This window comes from Sphingomonas cavernae (genome assembly GCF_003590775.1).
GTDB lineage: Bacteria > Pseudomonadota > Alphaproteobacteria > Sphingomonadales > Sphingomonadaceae > Sphingobium_A > Sphingobium_A cavernae.
Genome location: NZ_QYUM01000003.1, coordinates 286,760 through 302,203 on the forward strand (window position 1 = coordinate 286,760; position 15,444 = coordinate 302,203).

The following is a 15,444-nucleotide window of genomic DNA, read 5'->3' on the forward strand; positions in this document are numbered from 1 at the left end:
TCAGCCGGCGGTAGCAGCGCGTCCCCTGCGCAAGGATTTGTATCTGGCGGTTATGCGCAGGCCGAGGGCAGCGAGTGCAATGGGCGTGAAGACCAGCCCGATCTGGATGCGATCGGGATCGGCAAGGCGCCCTGCATAGCTGAACAAAAATATGAACCAGATATAGTGGATGCCCAACCGGTGCAGGCGCTTCCACCAACCGCCAAGCATCCGCTGGCTGGCATCGTTCGATGTAAGCGCCATCGCGAACATCAGCGCATAGCCGAGCCCGCCCCCGATCAGGACGCCAAGTGGACGCTCTTCGCCCGAAAGCGAAAGATAGGTGATCAGCGCGGCGAGGTGAATCGTGTGCGACAGCGCGAAGCCCAACCCCCATTGGCGGCGGCGCCTGAGGAGAGCCTTCGTCACGGGGCCCGGAAACAGCCGCGCCATTGCAGAGGCGGTGTAGGCCACCAGAAAGACAAGAAAGCTGGCGCGCGCCGTCCACCGAGCGGCGAATTGCGATTGTTCGATCACGTCGCTTCCGGCCCATAGCGCAAAGCTCACCGCAGCCGAGGAGGCGAGGAGGGCCGTGACGATGGGTGCAGCAAGCGCTGCAGGCGAGCTACGGATCGACGTTGGCACGGCATGCCTCCCTCGGATCAGGTCACGCGCTCACTTCCTCATGCTTCGGTCAATTCCGGCTCACGGTGGATCTTCAGGCCGAAACCTGATCGATCCAGTCCTGCAGATTGTAGTGGTTGGTGACGCGCGTGATTCTGTTGCCCGCAATGTCGAAAAACGCGCCGACGCGCAGGCGATAGTGCTGGCCCTTCGCGACTGGAAGATCGCCGTCGGTTTTCAGATATTTGCCCTCGAGCATGAACTCGGCCGACGCATGATTCTCCGCGGGCGAGTAAAGGATGCGCGGCTCGATCGCGTGCTCCTTGTAGCAGCGGTTCATGTGGTCGAGGAATTCGCGGAACGCGCCGACGCCGACGCGCGGGCTGCCCTGACAGGGTTCGTGGACGACGTCGTCGGCGAGCAGCGAGAGCATGCGCTCGGCATCGCCATGATTGAACGCGTCGTAATAGCTCTCGATGATTCCGGTCATGATCTCATCCTATTGCGCCACGCCAAGCTGGTCCATCATGAAGGCCAGATATTCGGCCTGTTCCTCGTAACGCCTGAAGCGTCCGGACTTTCCGCCATGTCCGGCTTCCATCTGCACGCGGAAGAGCAGGGGATTGTCGCCTGTCTTCTTCTCGCGCAGGCGCGCCACCCATTTCGCGGGCTCATAATATTGCACCTGGCTGTCCCAAAGGCCGGTGCTGACATAGATGGCAGGGTAATGTTTCGCCGCGATATTATCGTAGGGCGAATAGCCGAGGATATAGTCATAGGCCGGCTTCTGCTCGGGATTGCCCCATTCGTCATATTCGTTGGTGGTCAGCGGGATCGTCGGGTCGAGCATCGTCGTCACCGCGTCGACAAAGGGCACCTGCGTCACGATCACGCCGTAATCCTCGGGCGCCATGTTGGCGACCGTACCCATCAGCAGTCCTCCCGCACTGCGCCCGAAGCCCGCGGTCCGCCGCGGCGCCGCATATTTCTGCGCCACCAGATGGCGGGTAACGTCGATAAAGTCGGTGAAGCTGTTCATCTTCTTCATCAGGCGACCATTGTCATACCAGGCGCGCCCCATGTCCTGCCCGCCGCGGATCTGCGCGATCGCGACGACCATGCCGCGATCGGCGAGGCTCGGCCAGGCGATGTTGAACGCGGGGTCATAGGATGACCCATAGGCGCCATAGCCGACCTGATAGAGTGCGGCGGTGCCGTTGCGGTGGAACTTGCGGTGGTGGACCAGCGAGACGGGAACCCTGGTCCCGTCGCGCGCGGTCGCCCAGACGCGTTCGGTTACATATTGTGCGGGATCGTAGCCGGGCACGGGCTGCCGCTTGAGCTGCCGACGCTCGCCGGTTTTCGCGTTGACCTCATAGATGGTCGGCGGGGTCACCATCGATTCATAGCGATAGCGCAGCCAGTCGGTCGCAGGCTCGGCATTGGTGTCGAGCGTCATCGTATAGGCGGGCTCGTCGGCGGCTACGGACGTCGACTTGCCGTCATTGGCGAGCAGGCGGATGCGCTTGTTGCCGTTCACGCGCTCCTCGATCGCGACGAAGCCATTGAAGGGCTTGAACGCCTCGATGAAGGCGGTGTCGCTGGGCGCGACCAGATCGCGCCACTGCGTGCGGTCCGCGGTCTGCGCGGTGTCGGGCACGCTCATCAGCCGGTAATTGGGCGCCTGATGGTTGCTCCACACCAGCCAGCGATCGCCGATATGGTCGACATTGTAGAGCCAGCCCTTTTCGCGCGGCGCGAAGACCGTGAACTCGCCCTTGCCCGAAGCGGGCGCGCAGCGCGCCTCGTTGCTCGTCGTGCTCCACAGGAAGATGCACGCATATTTGTCCGAGGCCGTGCGCTTGAGGCTGATGTAGAAGCTGTCGTCCTTTTCCTCATGGATCAGCCGGTCGTCGCTCGCTGGCGTACCGATGACGTGCGCCTTCACGCGCTTGGACAGCAGCGTTACCGGATCCTTGTCGATATAGTAGATCGTCCGGTTGTCGTCGGCCCAGACGAGCGCGTCCTCGATATTGGCGACGGTTTCGTCCACGATCCGGCCCGTGGCGATCTCGCGCACCTTGAGCCTGAATTGCTGCCGACCCACGCTGTCTTCGGCATAGGCGACATAGCGGTTGTCGGGGCTCACCTCCCATGCACCGATGCTGAAGAAGCCCTTGCCCTTCGCCATGGCGGGTTGATCGAGCAGCACTTCCTCGGGCGCCGTCATCGCCCCCTTGCGGCGCGCGGTGACGGGATAGTCCTGCCCGGCGGCGAAGCGACGGTAATAGAGATAGCCGCGTTGGCGATAGGGGACGCTGCTGTCGTCGGGTGCGATGCGGCCCGTGATTTCCTTGAAGAGCGTGTCCTTGAGCGGCGTCAGACGCGCGAGCTGCCCATCGGCATAGCTGTTTTCGGCGGCGAGCCAGGACAGGACGTCCGGGTTCTTCCGCGTATCGTCGCGCAGCCAGTAATATTCGTCCTCACGGACGGCGCCGAAAGGCGCGGCGACCTGATGGGGCTTCTTGGCAGCGACCGGGGGCGTTGGGGCTGGTTCGGCGAATGCGGATGTCGCCGACAAAAGGCATACCGCGCCTGCCAGAAACCGCTTCACCATTCGCTCCCTCCCTTGCCGTGCGATGGACTGCATCGCACGGCGGGAAGGCCACGGCTAGAGCACGTATTTGCTCAGATCGGTGTTGCGCGCGATGGCGGTGAGCTGACTGTCGACATAGGCGGCGTCGATCACCAGCTTCTCTCCCTGGCGATCCTCGGCGTCGAAGCTGACTTCCTCGAGTAGTTTTTCCATCACGGTCTGGAGGCGGCGTGCGCCGATATTCTCGATCTGGCCGTTCACTTCGGCCGCGATCCTCGCGACCGCCTTGATACCGTCCTCGGTGAACTCGACCTCCACACCCTCCGTACCGATCAGCGCCCTATACTGCTCGGGCAGCGACGCCTTGGTGTCGGAAAGGATACTGATGAAGTCGTCCTCGGTCAGCGCCTGCAATTCCACACGAATGGGAAGGCGGCCCTGAAGCTCCGGCAGCAGGTCGCTGGGTTTGGCGACGTGGAAGGCGCCGCTCGCGATGAAGAGGATGTGATCGGTCTTCATCGGGCCGTATTTGGTGGCGACCGTCGTGCCCTCGATCAATGGCAGCAGGTCGCGCTGCACACCCTCGCGGCTGACCGATCCGCCGCGCACGTCGGAAACCGCGATCTTGTCGATCTCGTCGAGAAAGACGATGCCGTTGGCCTCGGCATCGGCGAGCGCGGTGCGGCTGACCTCGTCCTGATCCAGGCGTTTGTCGGCTTCCTCCTCGACCAGCTTGGTCCAGGCGGTGCGGACGTTCATCTTGCGACGCTTGAGCTGGTTGCCGCCGAACGCCTTGCCCATCATTTCGGACAGGTTGATCATGCCGACCTGACCGCCCTGACCGGGGATTTCGAAGGGCATGCCGGGCGCGGCCTCGAGTTCGATTTCGATCTCGGTCTCGTCGAGATGGCCGTCCTCGAAGCGCTGGCGGAAGGCGCTGCGCGTCGCCTCGCTCGCGTCCTTGCCGGTGAGCGCGTCGAGCAGCCGGTTCATCGCCGCCTCCTCGGCCTTGTCCTTCACCGCGTTGCGGCGGCGCTCGCGCTCCAGCCGGATCGCTTCTTCAACCAGATCGCGCGCGATCTGTTCGACGTCGCGGCCGACATAACCGACCTCAGTGAACTTGGTCGCCTCGACCTTCACGAAGGGCGCATCGGCCAGCTTGGCAAGGCGTCGGCTGATCTCGGTCTTGCCGCAGCCCGTGGGCCCGATCATCAGGATGTTCTTGGGCGTCACCTCGTCGCGCAGATCGGCCTTGAGCTTCTGGCGACGCCAGCGGTTGCGGAGCGCCACGGCGACCGCGCGCTTGGCGTCCTTCTGTCCGATGATGTGCGCGTCAAGCGCGGCGACAATGGCTTTGGGAGTAAGGGCGTCGTTCATTCTTTTCTTTCTGAACCGCTGTCGCGGGAGAGGGGGTCAGTGTCAGGAAGCGCTGGCGAGCGTTTCGACGGTCAACTGGTCGTTGGTGTAGACGCAGACGTCCGCCGCGATGCCCATCGCCTTGCGGCAGATCGTCTCTGCATCCTGCTCATAATCGACGAGTGCGCGCGCTGCGGCGAGTGCGAAATTGCCGCCCGAACCGATCGCGGCCACGCCGCCCACCGGTTCGAGCACGTCGCCATTGCCCGTCAGGATCAGTGTCGTCTCCTTGTCGGCGACGATCATCATCGCCTCGAGGTTGCGCAGATATTTGTCGGTCCGCCAGTCCTTGGCGAGTTCGACCGCAGCGCGCATGAGATGCCCGGCATGGCGTTCGAGCTTGGCCTCGAGTCGCTCGAACAGCGTGAAGGCGTCGGCAGTCGCGCCGGCAAAGCCGCCGATCACGCTGCCGTCACCGAGGCGGCGCACCTTCTTCGCATTGGGTTTCATCACGGTCTGACCCATCGAAACCTGGCCGTCGCCCGCCACCACAACCTTGCCGTTCTTGCGCACCGACAGGATCGTCGTGCCGTGCCATTTGGGTAATTCGCTCATTCAAGTCCCCGCTGCATCATGTGTTGGCGCATATGGGGTGCTGTCGCCACGGTGCAACGGTTGCGCGAAATCGTTGGTGCGGGGTGGCTTTTGATGGCGCGACAGGTCATGAAGGTCGAAACATAATAGGGGCGCAGATCGGGCAACCGGACAGGAGACTGCGTGGCTGACGACGCATCAACAGCACCAAAGGCCGGTGCGCCGGCCCAGGTGCAAGGCCATCAGATGTCCATCAGCGAGCTCAGGATGCTGGCTGACAGAATGGATCAGCTCGCTTGGCTCGCCTCGCCATCGGGGTCGCGCTACTGGTTCAACAAGCGCTGGTTCGACTATACCGGCAAATCCTATGGCGAGGTTCGGGGCTGGGACTGGCTGTGTGTGCACCACCCCGATCATGCCGAACGCGTCGAGGCGGGACTGCGCAATTGCCTCGAAAGGGGGGAACCCTGGGAGGACACTTTCCCGCTACGCCGATGGGACGGAAGCTTTCGCTGGTTCCTGACGCGCGCCTTTCCGGTTCGCGATGAAGACGGTGTAGTACGACGCTGGTTCGGGACCAATACCGACGTGACGCGCCAGATAGAAGCCGAGCAGGCTCTGCGCGACGCCGCGGAGCGTTTCGAAGTCGAAGCGTCGGCGCGCGCCGCCTTGCTTGCCCAAATGGACGAGGGCGTGATCGTCACCGATCCCGACGGCCGGATTACCTTCATCAACGAGGCGGCCAAGCGGCTCCACGGCGTCGATCAGCTCGATATCGGGCCGGAGGAATATTCCGACACCTATAATCTCTATACCGAGGATGGGCGCCCCTATCCGCACGAGCAGTTGCCCCTTGCGCGCGCGGTGATGAACGGAGAGGTCGTGTCCGACGCGCGATGGCGAATTCGTCGGCCCGACGGGCGCGAAGTGCTGGCAATCGGCAGCGCGCGCCCCTTCTGGGATGCTGAGGGGAAGTTGCTCGGCGCAGTGCTGACGGTCCGGGACGATACTGCGCGCAATGCCGCTGAGGCTGCGTTGCGAGACCTCAACGCCACGCTCGAGGATCGCGTGGCCGAGACGATCCGCGAGCGTGAGGTGCTCGGCGACGCGCTGCGGCAGGCGCAGAAGATGGAGGCGGTCGGCCAGCTCACCGGTGGCATCGCGCATGATTTCAACAATCTTCTCACGATCATAACGGGCAATCTCGACATGCTCCGCCGCGCGCTGGCCGAGGGCGCCGAACCACGAGTGCGCCGCATGGTCGACAATGCGCTGACAGGTGCGGAGCGCGCGGCATCGCTCACGCAGCGGCTGCTCGCCTTTTCACGACGTCAGCCGCTTTCGCCCAGGCGTGTCGATATGGATGCGCTGCTCGCGGGCATGTCCGATCTGCTTGCGCGTTCGCTGGGCGAGATGATCGATATCAGGACTGTGTCGAGTACGGGTCTCTGGCCTGTTGAGGTGGACGCGAACCAGCTTGAGAACGCCATATTGAATCTTGCCGTCAACGCGCGCGACGCGATGCCCGGTGGTGGCGCGCTTACGATCGAGACCGCCAATGTGACGCTCGACGAAGCTTATGCCGCGCGACAGGCGGAGGTTGTACCCGGCGACTATGTCGTGATCGCGGTTACCGACACGGGCGCCGGCATTGCGCGCGACACCCTGGAGCGCGTGTTCGAACCGTTCTTCACCACCAAGGATGTCGACAAGGGCACCGGGCTCGGGCTGTCGATGGTCTATGGCTTCGTCAAACAATCGGGCGGGAACGTCCGGCTCTACTCAGAACTGGGACAGGGCACCACGGTCAAGATCTACCTGCCGCGGATGACATGGGCCGGCGTCGACGAAGGCAAGGCAACCGAATCGGCGTTGCGCGCGCGGCCCGGCCAGTGCGAGACGCTGCTGGTGGTGGAGGACGATCCCGGTGTGCGCGCCTATTCGGTCGAGCTCATGCGCGAGCTCGGCTACAACGTGCTTGAAGCGCATGACGGCCCTTCCGCACTCGGCATGATCGAACGGCACGGTGCGCCGATCGACTTGTTGTTCACCGATGTCGTCATGCCCGGCATGTCGGGGCGCGATCTCGCCGAGGCCGCGCGGAGGCTCCAGCCCGGGCTGCCGATTCTCTACACCACCGGCTATGCGCGCAGCGCGATCGTCCATGGCGGACGGCTCGATCCGGGGGTCGACATCATCACCAAGCCCTTCACCTATGACGGGCTGGCCAAGCGGCTGCGCGAGGTGATCGACCGTACTGACGGCGAAGTTTCTTCCTGATCGCCGAATCGCGCGCATTTGTCGCCAAAATGCGTTATGGTCGCCCCCCGAATAACCCAGAGGCGAGGTATCGCATGGGACAGGCGAGGGTGCCCGCAGGGCTGAAGGTCCTGCTGGTCGAAGACAATGAAATGCTCGCGGAGGCCGCCGCGGAGCTGCTGGCGGACATGGGCTGTGCGGCCGTTCATTGCGCCACATCGGCCGAGGCCGCGATGGACTGGATAGATCATGGCGGCGAGCTGGACCTGCTGCTGACCGACGTGGTGATGCCCGGCATGAACGGCGTCGAGCTCGCCTGGCACGTCCGCGAGCACCGGCCCGAACTCCCCGTGCTGCTCGTCAGCGGTTATGGCGACGCGCTCCTCGTCGAACAGCAGCGGCACTTTCCGATGCTGAGCAAACCCTATCGCAGCGAAGAAATGTCGCGCGCGATCGGCGGGGTGATCGGAGTGCTCGCCAGCTAGCGCATCGCGCGTTAAATCGGCATCCACTATCCGCTCATCCTGAGGAGCCGTTGAGCGAAGTCGAAACGGCGTCTCGAAGGACGCACCGAGTTGATCCTTCGAGACGGGGCTTCGACAAGCTCAGCCCCTCCTCAGGATGAGCGGGTCTGACTAAGCGCACGATGCACTAACCGCCTGGCTTTCCTCCAGCGCTTCCGACGCTGCGAGCCAGCGCGCCTCGGCGGCCTCGATACCCTCGGTCAGCTCGGCGCGAAGCCGCATCAACTCGCTCATCGTCCGTTTCGAATCTTCCGCGGTCGCGGAGGCGGGATCGAACATCGCGCGATCGATCTGCGAGCGGCGCTCGGCGAGCTTCTTGATCTCGGTTTCGGTGGCCTTGACTGCATCGCGCAGTCCCTTGTCGCGCTCGCGCGCCTCGGCAGCGGCCTTGCGCGCGTCCTTCGCCGACACCTTGGGCCTTTCGGCGGCGGCCGATCGCTGCGCGGGTCCCTTGCCGAGGACCAGATCGGTATAGTCGTCGAGCGTGCCCGAAAATTCGGTCGCGGTGCCGCCGTCGACCAGCACGAGCCGGTCGGCGGTGAGCTCGAGCATGTGCCGGTCGTGGCTGACGACCACGACCGCACCCGAGTAACCGTTGAGCGCCTGCACCAGCGCCTCGCGCGAATCGACGTCGAGGTGGTTGGTCGGTTCGTCGAGGATCAGCATGTGCGGCGCCTCGCGCGTGATCAGCGCGAGTGCCAGCCGCGCGCGCTCGCCGCCCGACAGCTTGCCGACCTGCGTTGTCGCCTTGGACCCCGAAAAGCCGAAGCGGCCGAGCTGGCCGCGGACCGCGCCGGGGGTCGCGCCCTTCATCGCACGCGTCATATGCTCGAGCGGAGTATCGCTGCCGTCGAGTTCCTCGACCTGATACTGCGTGAAATAGCCGACGCGCATCTTGCCCGATGCCGAGATGTCCCCCGCCATCGGCGTGAGCTGGGCGGCGAGCAGGCGCGCGAGCGTGGTCTTGCCATTGCCGTTGCGGCCGAGCAGCGCGAGCCGATCGGTGGGATCGAGCCTGAGGTTGATCCGCTCGAGGATCGGCTGGCCCTCGGTATAGCCGACGCTCGCCATGTCGAGCGTCACCAGCGGCGGGCGCAATTCGTCGGGGCTCGGAAAATCGAAGCTCAGCGAGGGATCCTCGGCTACCGCCGCGATCGGAGTCATCTTCGCGAGCGCCTTGGCGCGTGACTGCGCCTGCTTGGCGGTGCTGGCGCGCGCACTGTTGCGCGCGACATAATCCTGCAGCTTCTCGCGCTGCGCAGCCTGCGCGGCGCGCGCCGATTCGAGTTGCGCCAGCCGCTCGGCGCGCTGCTTTTCGAACGCGTCATAGCCGCCCGGATAGAGCGTGGTCTTGCCCTGTTCGAGATGGAGGATGTGATCGACGACATTGTTGAGCAGATCGCGCTCATGGCTGATGACCACCATCGTCGCGCGGTAGTTTTTGAGGAAGTTCTCGAGCCACAAAGTCGCTTCGAGATCGAGGTGGTTCGAGGGCTCGTCGAGCAGCAGAAGGTCGGGTTCGGAAAAGAGCAGCGCCGCAAGCGCGACGCGCATCTTCCAGCCGCCCGAATAGCTGTCGAGCGGGCGGTGCTGCATATCCTCGTCGAAACCGAGGCCGACGAGGATGCGTGCGGCACGCGACGGCGCGGCATGCGCGTCGATCGCGATCAGCCGCTCATGGATCTCGCCGATGCGGTGGTGATCGTCGGTCTGCTCGGATTCGGCGAGCAGGGCGGCGCGCTCGGTATCGGCGGCGAGCACGGTTTCGAACGGCGTCGCGGAACCCGCGGGGGCTTCCTGCGCGATATATCCGATGCGGCTGCCGCGCGGCATTTCAGCGCTGCCCTCATCGGGTTCGCTGAAGCCCGCGACAACCTTCATCAGAGTCGACTTGCCAGCGCCGTTGCGGCCGATCAGACCGACACGGCTGCGCGGCGGCAGCGCGGCGCTCGCGCGGTCGAGGATCGTGCGTCCGCCAAGGCGCACCGTGATACCATTCAGGTTAAGCATGGCGGGGCCGATAGCCGAAACGCCCGCCATCGTCACCCCCCGCCCCTTCGTCACCCTGAACTTGTTTCAGGGTCCATGAACGATCGAGGCCGAATCCGCACCGCCGGTGTTCATGGATGCTGAATCAAGTTCAGCATGACGGGGAGTGGTGTTGATGACCGAGGTCTATTTTCCCGACCCCTTCGCCTTTTCCCATTGGCGCGCGGCGGTGTAACCGAGATAGCCGGTGCCGAAGAGCATGTAGAGCGATTCGGGGATGCCCGAGAGATAGGCGTTCATGCCTTTTGCGATCGCTTCGGCCATGCCCGGCTGGACCGCCGCGATCAGCCCCATCGGGATCGCCCAAAGCAGAAGCGCGTACATGACATAGAGAAAGCTCGGGCGCGCGCGGCTCGTCCACGGATCGTTGGACTGCGCCTCGGCGACGATCGCGGTCAGTTGCGTGCGGATCGCCTCCATTTCCTGACTGCCCTCCAGCTTGAGCAGCTCGAGCTTGGCGCGGTCGCGCGCTTCGGGGTCGGGAATGATCTTGTCGATCAGCTTGGCGACGGGGCCGATCAGGCCTTCGATTATGGACATCCGAACTCTCCTTGTGTTCGCACTTTTCCCGTGAATCGTGAAATAAAATTGCGCGATTTCATCCAAGCCGGTTGGCGAGCCAGCCGTAGAGAAACGCCTCATTGGCGGGTCGTTTCTCGGCGAGGCGGAGGTAACGTTCGCCCTGCAGCGCTTCGACTGCCCTGAGCAGAACGGTCTCTCCTGTGAGCCCGCGCTTCTTCAGGAAGGCCGCGAGTGCGGCTTCGGTGGCGTGGTCGAAGCGATCCGCCGCGGCGATGTCGGGATAGTCAGAGGCGCCGCGATTGAGCGCGTTCAAGGCGCGCTGGAGGAAACCGATTGCGACTGCGGGACCCATGTTGACGCCGGTGTCGAACAGTTCGGCGGCAAGCGCGGGCGCGTGATTGTGGACGCGGTCGAAGCCGGGGCGATGCCAGTAGATGCGCTTGTAGATCGCGGCGGCTGTTTCGCGCGAAAGCTGGCGCATGTCGCTGTCATAGTCGTTGGCGCGCGCAACCACCTCGGTGATGCCCCATCGTGTAGGGCCGCCGCGATCGGCCGGATGGTTGGAATAGCCTCCCTCGCGGCCGATGACCTCATCGATGAGCTGATCGATATCCACTGGATTCTCCTCGGTTCATGTCGAGTCTATCAATTAACCCATATGGAATATTGTAGGACAGCAGCTTTTCCTGCTTCGCGTCTTCGCGTCTTCGCGTCTTCGCGTGAGAAAAAGGGGTTCACGCGAAGGCGCGAAGAGTTCGGGAGAAGGAATTCGGAGAGGTGGGAAATGAGCCTGGGCGTGTCGCTGTCACGGGATAGGGTGGTGTTGGAGCCTTGGCACGAAACCTATGCGGAGGGGCTGCGCGCGGCTTGCGCCGAGGATAACGCGATCTGGGAGATTTATCCGATCTGCCTGTCAGGCGAGCATTTCGACGCGTCGCTCGACAATTTTCTCTCGCGGCCCAACTGGATCCATTTCGTGGTGCTGGACGGCGATCGCGTCGTGGGCATGACCAATTTCATCAATCCCGATGCGAAAAACGGCGTGGTCGAGATCGGCGGGACCTATATCGCGCCCTCGGTGCGTGGCAGCGGCTTCAACCGCATGATGAAGACGCTGATGATCGAGCACGCCTTTGCACAAGGGTATCGGCGCATCGAGTTGCGCGTCGATCTCCGCAACACCCGGTCGCAGCGCGCGGTCGAGAAGCTCGGGGCGGTGCGTGAGGGGGTGTTGCGCAAGAACATGATCACCTGGACGGGCCATCTGCGCGACACCGTGGTGTTCGGGCTGCTCAAGGATGAATGGGTGGCGGTCCGCTGACTTTCGTCATGCTGACGAAAGTCAGCATCCATGAACACGGAGGGTGCAAAGGGGGACGTAACGGTGTTCATGGATCCCGGATCAAGTCCGGGATGACGGATTATGCCGGCATCCCGCGAAAGCGGGGATTCATTGGGTGTCGCCAAAGGACCGTGCGGCATCAGCATCGTCTGGATTCCCGCTTTCGCGGGAATGACCTGTAAAGTTGAAAAATCGGGGGAAGAATAATTGGTCGGGACGAGAGGATTCGAACCTCCGACCCCCACACCCCCAGTGTGATGCGCTACCAGGCTGCGCTACGTCCCGACCGGAGCCGCGGCCTTTAGGGCCATTGCCCGAGTCTTGCAAGCCACGTTTGGCTAAATTGTACCCCGGCGAAGGCCGGGGTCCAGGAGCCGCTTGCATCGTGGCCGGCCACCCTGGACCCCGGCCTTCGCCGGGGTACTCCGGGGGAACACAGGAAAGTTGCCGCCCACCCTTGAACATGTTAGGCGCGCGCCTTTCATATGGGGCTGTTCGTCGCAGCCCATCCATAGAGACAGGTATCACCGTCCATGCTCATCACACCCGCTTACGCACAGGCCGCAGGCAGCGCCGCATCCGGCGGGGGCGCCGCGTTCTTCATGCAGATCGCGCCGCTGCTTCTGATCTTCGTGATCTTCTGGTTCCTGCTGATCCGTCCGCAGCAGAAGCGGATGAAGGAGCATCAGGCCAAGATCAATGCGGTCGCCAAGAACGATCAGGTCGTCACCGGCGGCGGGCTGGTCGGCAAGGTGGTCAAGGTCGACGAGCAGTTCGTCGACGTCGAGATCGCGAGCGGCGTCAAGGTCAAGGTGGTGAAGTCCACGCTTTCCGACGTCACCCCCGCGGCCGGCTCGCGCCCCGCGAACGACTGAGTTAGACAATGCTCGATTTCCCGCGCTGGAAGGTCTGGCTCGTCTGGATCACGATCGCCGTCTGCATTGCCTATTCGATCCCGAGCTTCTTCCCCAAGGAGCAGGTCGCCAAATGGCCGGCCTTCACGCAGGTCCGGTTCAATCTGGGTCTTGACCTTGCGGGTGGCAGCCACATCCTGCTCGAAGCCGAGACCGGCGATGTTGCCAAACAGCGGCTCGAGCAGATGGTCGAGACCGTTCGCAGCGAGATGCGCCGCAATCAGCCGCGCATCGACATAGGCGACATCTCGCTGCAGGGCGGGCAGGTGTCGTTCATGGTGCGCGATCCCAGCCAGGTCGACGCCGCGGTCGAGCGTCTGCGCGCGCAGACTCAGGGCGCCGGGATGACCGGGCAGCGCGATTGGGACGTAAGCGTCGTCGATTCGTCGCGGATCATACTCAAGCCGACACAGGCGGGCCTCGTCCGCGCGGTGGACGATGCACTCGCGGTCGCGCGCGACGTAGTCGCACGGCGCATCGATCCTGACGGCACCAAGGAAGTGACCGTCATCCGCCAGGGCTCGAACCGCATCGTTGTGCAGGTGCCGGGTCTGGAAGATCCCGAGGCATTGAAGACGCTGCTCGGCAAGACCGCCAAGCTGGAATTCAAGCTGGTCGATCTGAACGCCGATCCCGCGGCGGTGGCGCAGGGCCGCGCGCCCGTGGGCAGTGAAGTGCTGCGCATGGCCGACGGCACGGGCGCGATCGCGGTCAAGCGTCAGGCGATCATCAGCGGCGATCAGCTCGTCGATGCGACGCAGGGCTATGACCAGCGCGACAACACCCCCGTCGTCAACATTCGCTTCGACGGGCAGGGCAGCCGCCGTTTCGCGCGCGTGACGCAGGAAAATACGGGCAAGCCCTTCGCGATCATCCTCGATAACCAGGTGCTCTCCGCGCCCAATATCAACGAGCCGATCCTGGGCGGACAGGCGCAGATCTCGGGCGGGTTCACGGTCGAGAGCGCCAACCAGCTCGCGGTCCAGCTTCGTTCGGGCAAGCTGCCCGTGGCGCTGAAGGTGGTGCAGGAAAGCACGGTCGGGCCCGACCTTGGCGCCGATTCGATCCAGAAGGGAATCATTGCGGGCATCGTCGCGACGCTGGCGGTGATCCTGTTCATGGTCGTCACCTATATGCGTTTCGGCGTCTACACGACGCTGGCGCTGCTGGTGAACGCGTTCATGATCCTCGGCATCATGGCGATTTTCAACGCGACACTCACCCTGCCGGGCATTGCGGGCTTCGTGCTCACCATCGGTGCGGCGGTCGACGCCAACGTGCTGATCAACGAGCGCATCCGCGAGGAGCAGAGGCGCGGGCGCGGGACGCTGCAGGCGGTCGAATTCGGCTATAAGGAAGCGTCGCGCGCGATCTTCGACGCCAACATCACCAATGTGATTTCGGCCGCGATCATGTTCACCTTCGGCTCGGGGCCCGTGCGCGGCTTTGCCGTGGTGCTCGCGATCGGCATCATCACCTCGGTGTTCACGGGCGTGACCTTCACGCGTCTGCTGGTTGCGGACTATTTGAAGCGCAACCGTCCCAAAGAAATCGTCATCTGATGGGCAGTGCGCCTGCCTTTGGTGTCATTCCCGCGAAAGCGGGAATCCATGCACACCGCATCTTCCGGAAAAGTCCGTGTTCCTGGATTCCCGCTTTCGCGGGAATGACAGGAATGTGGAAATCGTGATTTAAGGACTGACACGCGATGCGTCCGCTGAAACTCGTCCCCGACAATACCAATATCCCGTTCCTCAAATATCGCACCTGGGCGATGGGATTTTCGATCCTGCTGATCGTCGCCTCGCTCGCGCTCGTTGCGGTTCGGGGCTTCAACCTGGGCGTCGATTTTGTCGGCGGGCAGATGATCCGCGTCACCTTTGAGAAGCCCGCCGAGCTCGACGAACTGCGCAACACGATTACCGATCTCAATCTCGGCGAGCCGACGATCCAGCACATGGGATCGACGAACGAGGTATCGATCCGCATGCCGCTGCCCGAGGGCGGCGAGGACAGCGCAAACCGCGCAGCCACCGAGATCCGCCGCGCGATCACGGCGGCACATCCCGATGCAAGCTTCACCGCGGTCGAGACCGTCTCGGGCAAGGTATCCGAAGAGCTGTTCAGCGCGGGCGCATGGGCGCTCGGGCTCGCGATGCTGGCGATCGCGCTCTACATCTGGTTCCGTTTCGAGTGGCAGTTCGGCGTGGGCGCGCTGTTCGCGCTATTCCACGACGTCGCGCTGACACTGGGCTTCTTTGCACTCACCCAGCTCGAATTCGACCTGAACGTCGTCGCCGCGATCCTGACGATCATCGGCTATTCATTGAACGACACGATCGTCGTCTATGACCGCATCCGCGAGAATATGCGCAAATATCGCAAGATGGACATCGCCGCGCTGCTCGATCTGTCGGTCAACGAGACGCTGTCGCGCACCGTGGTGACCTCGCTCTCGCTGATCATCGCGCTCACCATCCTGCTGGTGCTTGGCCCCGAGGTGATCTTCGGCTTCACCGCGGCGATGCTGCTCGGCATCGGCATCGGCACCTTCTCGTCAGTGTACGTCTCGGCGGCGATCCTGCTCTGGCTCAACATCAAGCCCGACAGCTTCCTGCCCAAGGAAGATGCCAAGGGCGGCAAGGCCGAGCGCGTCGCCAAAGACGACGGCGCGCGGGTCTGACG

At 63.6% G+C, this 15,444-nt stretch carries 14 protein-coding genes and 1 tRNA gene; 6 read left to right on the forward strand and 9 right to left on the reverse strand.

Annotation, left to right across the window (positions count from 1 at the left end):
• From D3876_RS09090 to hslV, 5 genes are all read right to left on the reverse strand, one after another.
• Positions 1 to 624 (reverse strand): hypothetical protein, encoded by a 624-nt coding sequence (locus tag D3876_RS09090; RefSeq protein ID WP_147417627.1) that lies wholly within the window; start codon positions 622 to 624, stop codon positions 1 to 3.
• Between the two features lie 73 nt (positions 625 to 697).
• The gene (locus D3876_RS09095) at positions 698 to 1,093 is read right to left on the reverse strand and encodes a nuclear transport factor 2 family protein (protein ID WP_119761562.1); all 396 of its coding nucleotides are present in this window, start codon (positions 1,091 to 1,093) and stop codon (positions 698 to 700) included.
• 9 nt (positions 1,094 to 1,102) lie between these two features.
• Positions 1,103 to 3,220, reverse strand: a complete 2,118-nt coding sequence (locus D3876_RS09100; RefSeq protein ID WP_119761563.1) for a S9 family peptidase — start codon at positions 3,218 to 3,220, stop codon at positions 1,103 to 1,105.
• A 54-nt stretch (positions 3,221 to 3,274) separates the two neighbouring features.
• Positions 3,275 to 4,576 (reverse strand): ATP-dependent protease ATPase subunit HslU, encoded by a 1,302-nt coding sequence (hslU, locus tag D3876_RS09105; protein ID WP_119761565.1) that lies wholly within the window; start codon positions 4,574 to 4,576, stop codon positions 3,275 to 3,277.
• Positions 4,577 to 4,618: 42 nt separating this feature from the next.
• Positions 4,619 to 5,170 (reverse strand): ATP-dependent protease subunit HslV, encoded by a 552-nt coding sequence (hslV, locus tag D3876_RS09110; RefSeq protein ID WP_119761566.1) that lies wholly within the window; start codon positions 5,168 to 5,170, stop codon positions 4,619 to 4,621.
• Positions 5,171 to 5,416: 246 nt separating this feature from the next.
• Here hslV and D3876_RS09115 point away from each other — a divergent pair, with 246 nt between their 5' ends.
• Positions 5,417 to 7,429 (forward strand): hybrid sensor histidine kinase/response regulator, encoded by a 2,013-nt coding sequence (locus tag D3876_RS09115; RefSeq protein ID WP_274378988.1) that lies wholly within the window; start codon positions 5,417 to 5,419, stop codon positions 7,427 to 7,429.
• Positions 7,430 to 7,503: 74 nt separating this feature from the next.
• Positions 7,504 to 7,893, forward strand: coding sequence for a response regulator (locus D3876_RS09120; protein WP_238475308.1), 390 nt, complete (start codon positions 7,504 to 7,506; stop codon positions 7,891 to 7,893).
• A gap of 150 nt (positions 7,894 to 8,043) precedes the next feature.
• On the opposite strand, the gene D3876_RS09125 is transcribed toward D3876_RS09120, so the two are convergent.
• The 3 genes from D3876_RS09125 to D3876_RS09135 all read right to left on the reverse strand — a co-directional run bounded on the left by D3876_RS09125 (position 8,044) and on the right by D3876_RS09135 (position 11,119).
• Positions 8,044 to 9,942 (reverse strand): ABC-F family ATP-binding cassette domain-containing protein, encoded by a 1,899-nt coding sequence (locus D3876_RS09125; protein WP_119763649.1) that lies wholly within the window; start codon positions 9,940 to 9,942, stop codon positions 8,044 to 8,046.
• Between the two features lie 165 nt (positions 9,943 to 10,107).
• A complete protein-coding gene (locus D3876_RS09130; RefSeq protein WP_119761571.1) occupies positions 10,108 to 10,521 on the reverse strand; it encodes a holin family protein in 414 nt (137 codons plus the stop codon).
• A 58-nt stretch (positions 10,522 to 10,579) separates the two neighbouring features.
• Entirely contained in the window at positions 10,580 to 11,119 is a 540-nt protein-coding gene (locus tag D3876_RS09135; RefSeq protein WP_119761572.1) for a glycoside hydrolase family 108 protein, read from the reverse strand.
• A gap of 180 nt (positions 11,120 to 11,299) precedes the next feature.
• Here D3876_RS09135 and D3876_RS09140 point away from each other — a divergent pair, with 180 nt between their 5' ends.
• Positions 11,300 to 11,824, forward strand: coding sequence for a GNAT family N-acetyltransferase (locus D3876_RS09140; protein ID WP_238475309.1), 525 nt, complete (start codon positions 11,300 to 11,302; stop codon positions 11,822 to 11,824).
• 229 nt (positions 11,825 to 12,053) lie between these two features.
• Here the strand turns inward: D3876_RS09140 and D3876_RS09145 are convergent.
• Positions 12,054 to 12,130 (reverse strand) — tRNA-Pro (locus tag D3876_RS09145).
• A 248-nt stretch (positions 12,131 to 12,378) separates the two neighbouring features.
• Here D3876_RS09145 and yajC point away from each other — a divergent pair.
• The 3 genes from yajC (at position 12,379) to secF (ending at position 15,442) form a co-directional block, all read left to right on the forward strand.
• Positions 12,379 to 12,720, forward strand: a complete 342-nt coding sequence (gene yajC, locus D3876_RS09150; protein ID WP_119761576.1) for a preprotein translocase subunit YajC — start codon at positions 12,379 to 12,381, stop codon at positions 12,718 to 12,720.
• Positions 12,721 to 12,728: 8 nt separating this feature from the next.
• The gene (gene secD, locus D3876_RS09155; protein WP_119761578.1) at positions 12,729 to 14,321 is read left to right on the forward strand and encodes a protein translocase subunit SecD; all 1,593 of its coding nucleotides are present in this window, start codon (positions 12,729 to 12,731) and stop codon (positions 14,319 to 14,321) included.
• Between the two features lie 146 nt (positions 14,322 to 14,467).
• The gene (secF, locus tag D3876_RS09160; RefSeq protein WP_119761580.1) at positions 14,468 to 15,442 is read left to right on the forward strand and encodes a protein translocase subunit SecF; all 975 of its coding nucleotides are present in this window, start codon (positions 14,468 to 14,470) and stop codon (positions 15,440 to 15,442) included.
• Positions 15,443 to 15,444 lie beyond the last annotated feature (2 nt).

Bases quoted from the DNA above. Each gene is read 5' to 3' on its own strand.
- D3876_RS09095 (WP_119761562.1), bottom strand. From the start codon at position 1,093: ATGACCGGAATCATCGAGAGCTATTACGACGCGTTCAATCATGGCGAT.
- D3876_RS09100 (WP_119761563.1), bottom strand. From the start codon at position 3,220: ATGGTGAAGCGGTTTCTGGCAGGCGCGGTATGCCTTTTGTCGGCGACA.
- hslU (WP_119761565.1), bottom strand. From the start codon at position 4,576: ATGAACGACGCCCTTACTCCCAAAGCCATTGTCGCCGCGCTTGACGCG.
- hslV (WP_119761566.1), bottom strand. From the start codon at position 5,170: ATGAGCGAATTACCCAAATGGCACGGCACGACGATCCTGTCGGTGCGC.
- D3876_RS09115 (WP_274378988.1), top strand. From the start codon at position 5,417: ATGCTGGCTGACAGAATGGATCAGCTCGCTTGGCTCGCCTCGCCATCG.
- D3876_RS09120 (WP_238475308.1), top strand. From the start codon at position 7,504: ATGGGACAGGCGAGGGTGCCCGCAGGGCTGAAGGTCCTGCTGGTCGAA.
- D3876_RS09125 (WP_119763649.1), bottom strand. From the start codon at position 9,942: ATGCTTAACCTGAATGGTATCACGGTGCGCCTTGGCGGACGCACGATC.
- D3876_RS09130 (WP_119761571.1), bottom strand. From the start codon at position 10,521: ATGTCCATAATCGAAGGCCTGATCGGCCCCGTCGCCAAGCTGATCGAC.
- yajC (WP_119761576.1), top strand. From the start codon at position 12,379: ATGCTCATCACACCCGCTTACGCACAGGCCGCAGGCAGCGCCGCATCC.
- secD (WP_119761578.1), top strand. From the start codon at position 12,729: ATGCTCGATTTCCCGCGCTGGAAGGTCTGGCTCGTCTGGATCACGATC.
- secF (WP_119761580.1), top strand. From the start codon at position 14,468: ATGCGTCCGCTGAAACTCGTCCCCGACAATACCAATATCCCGTTCCTC.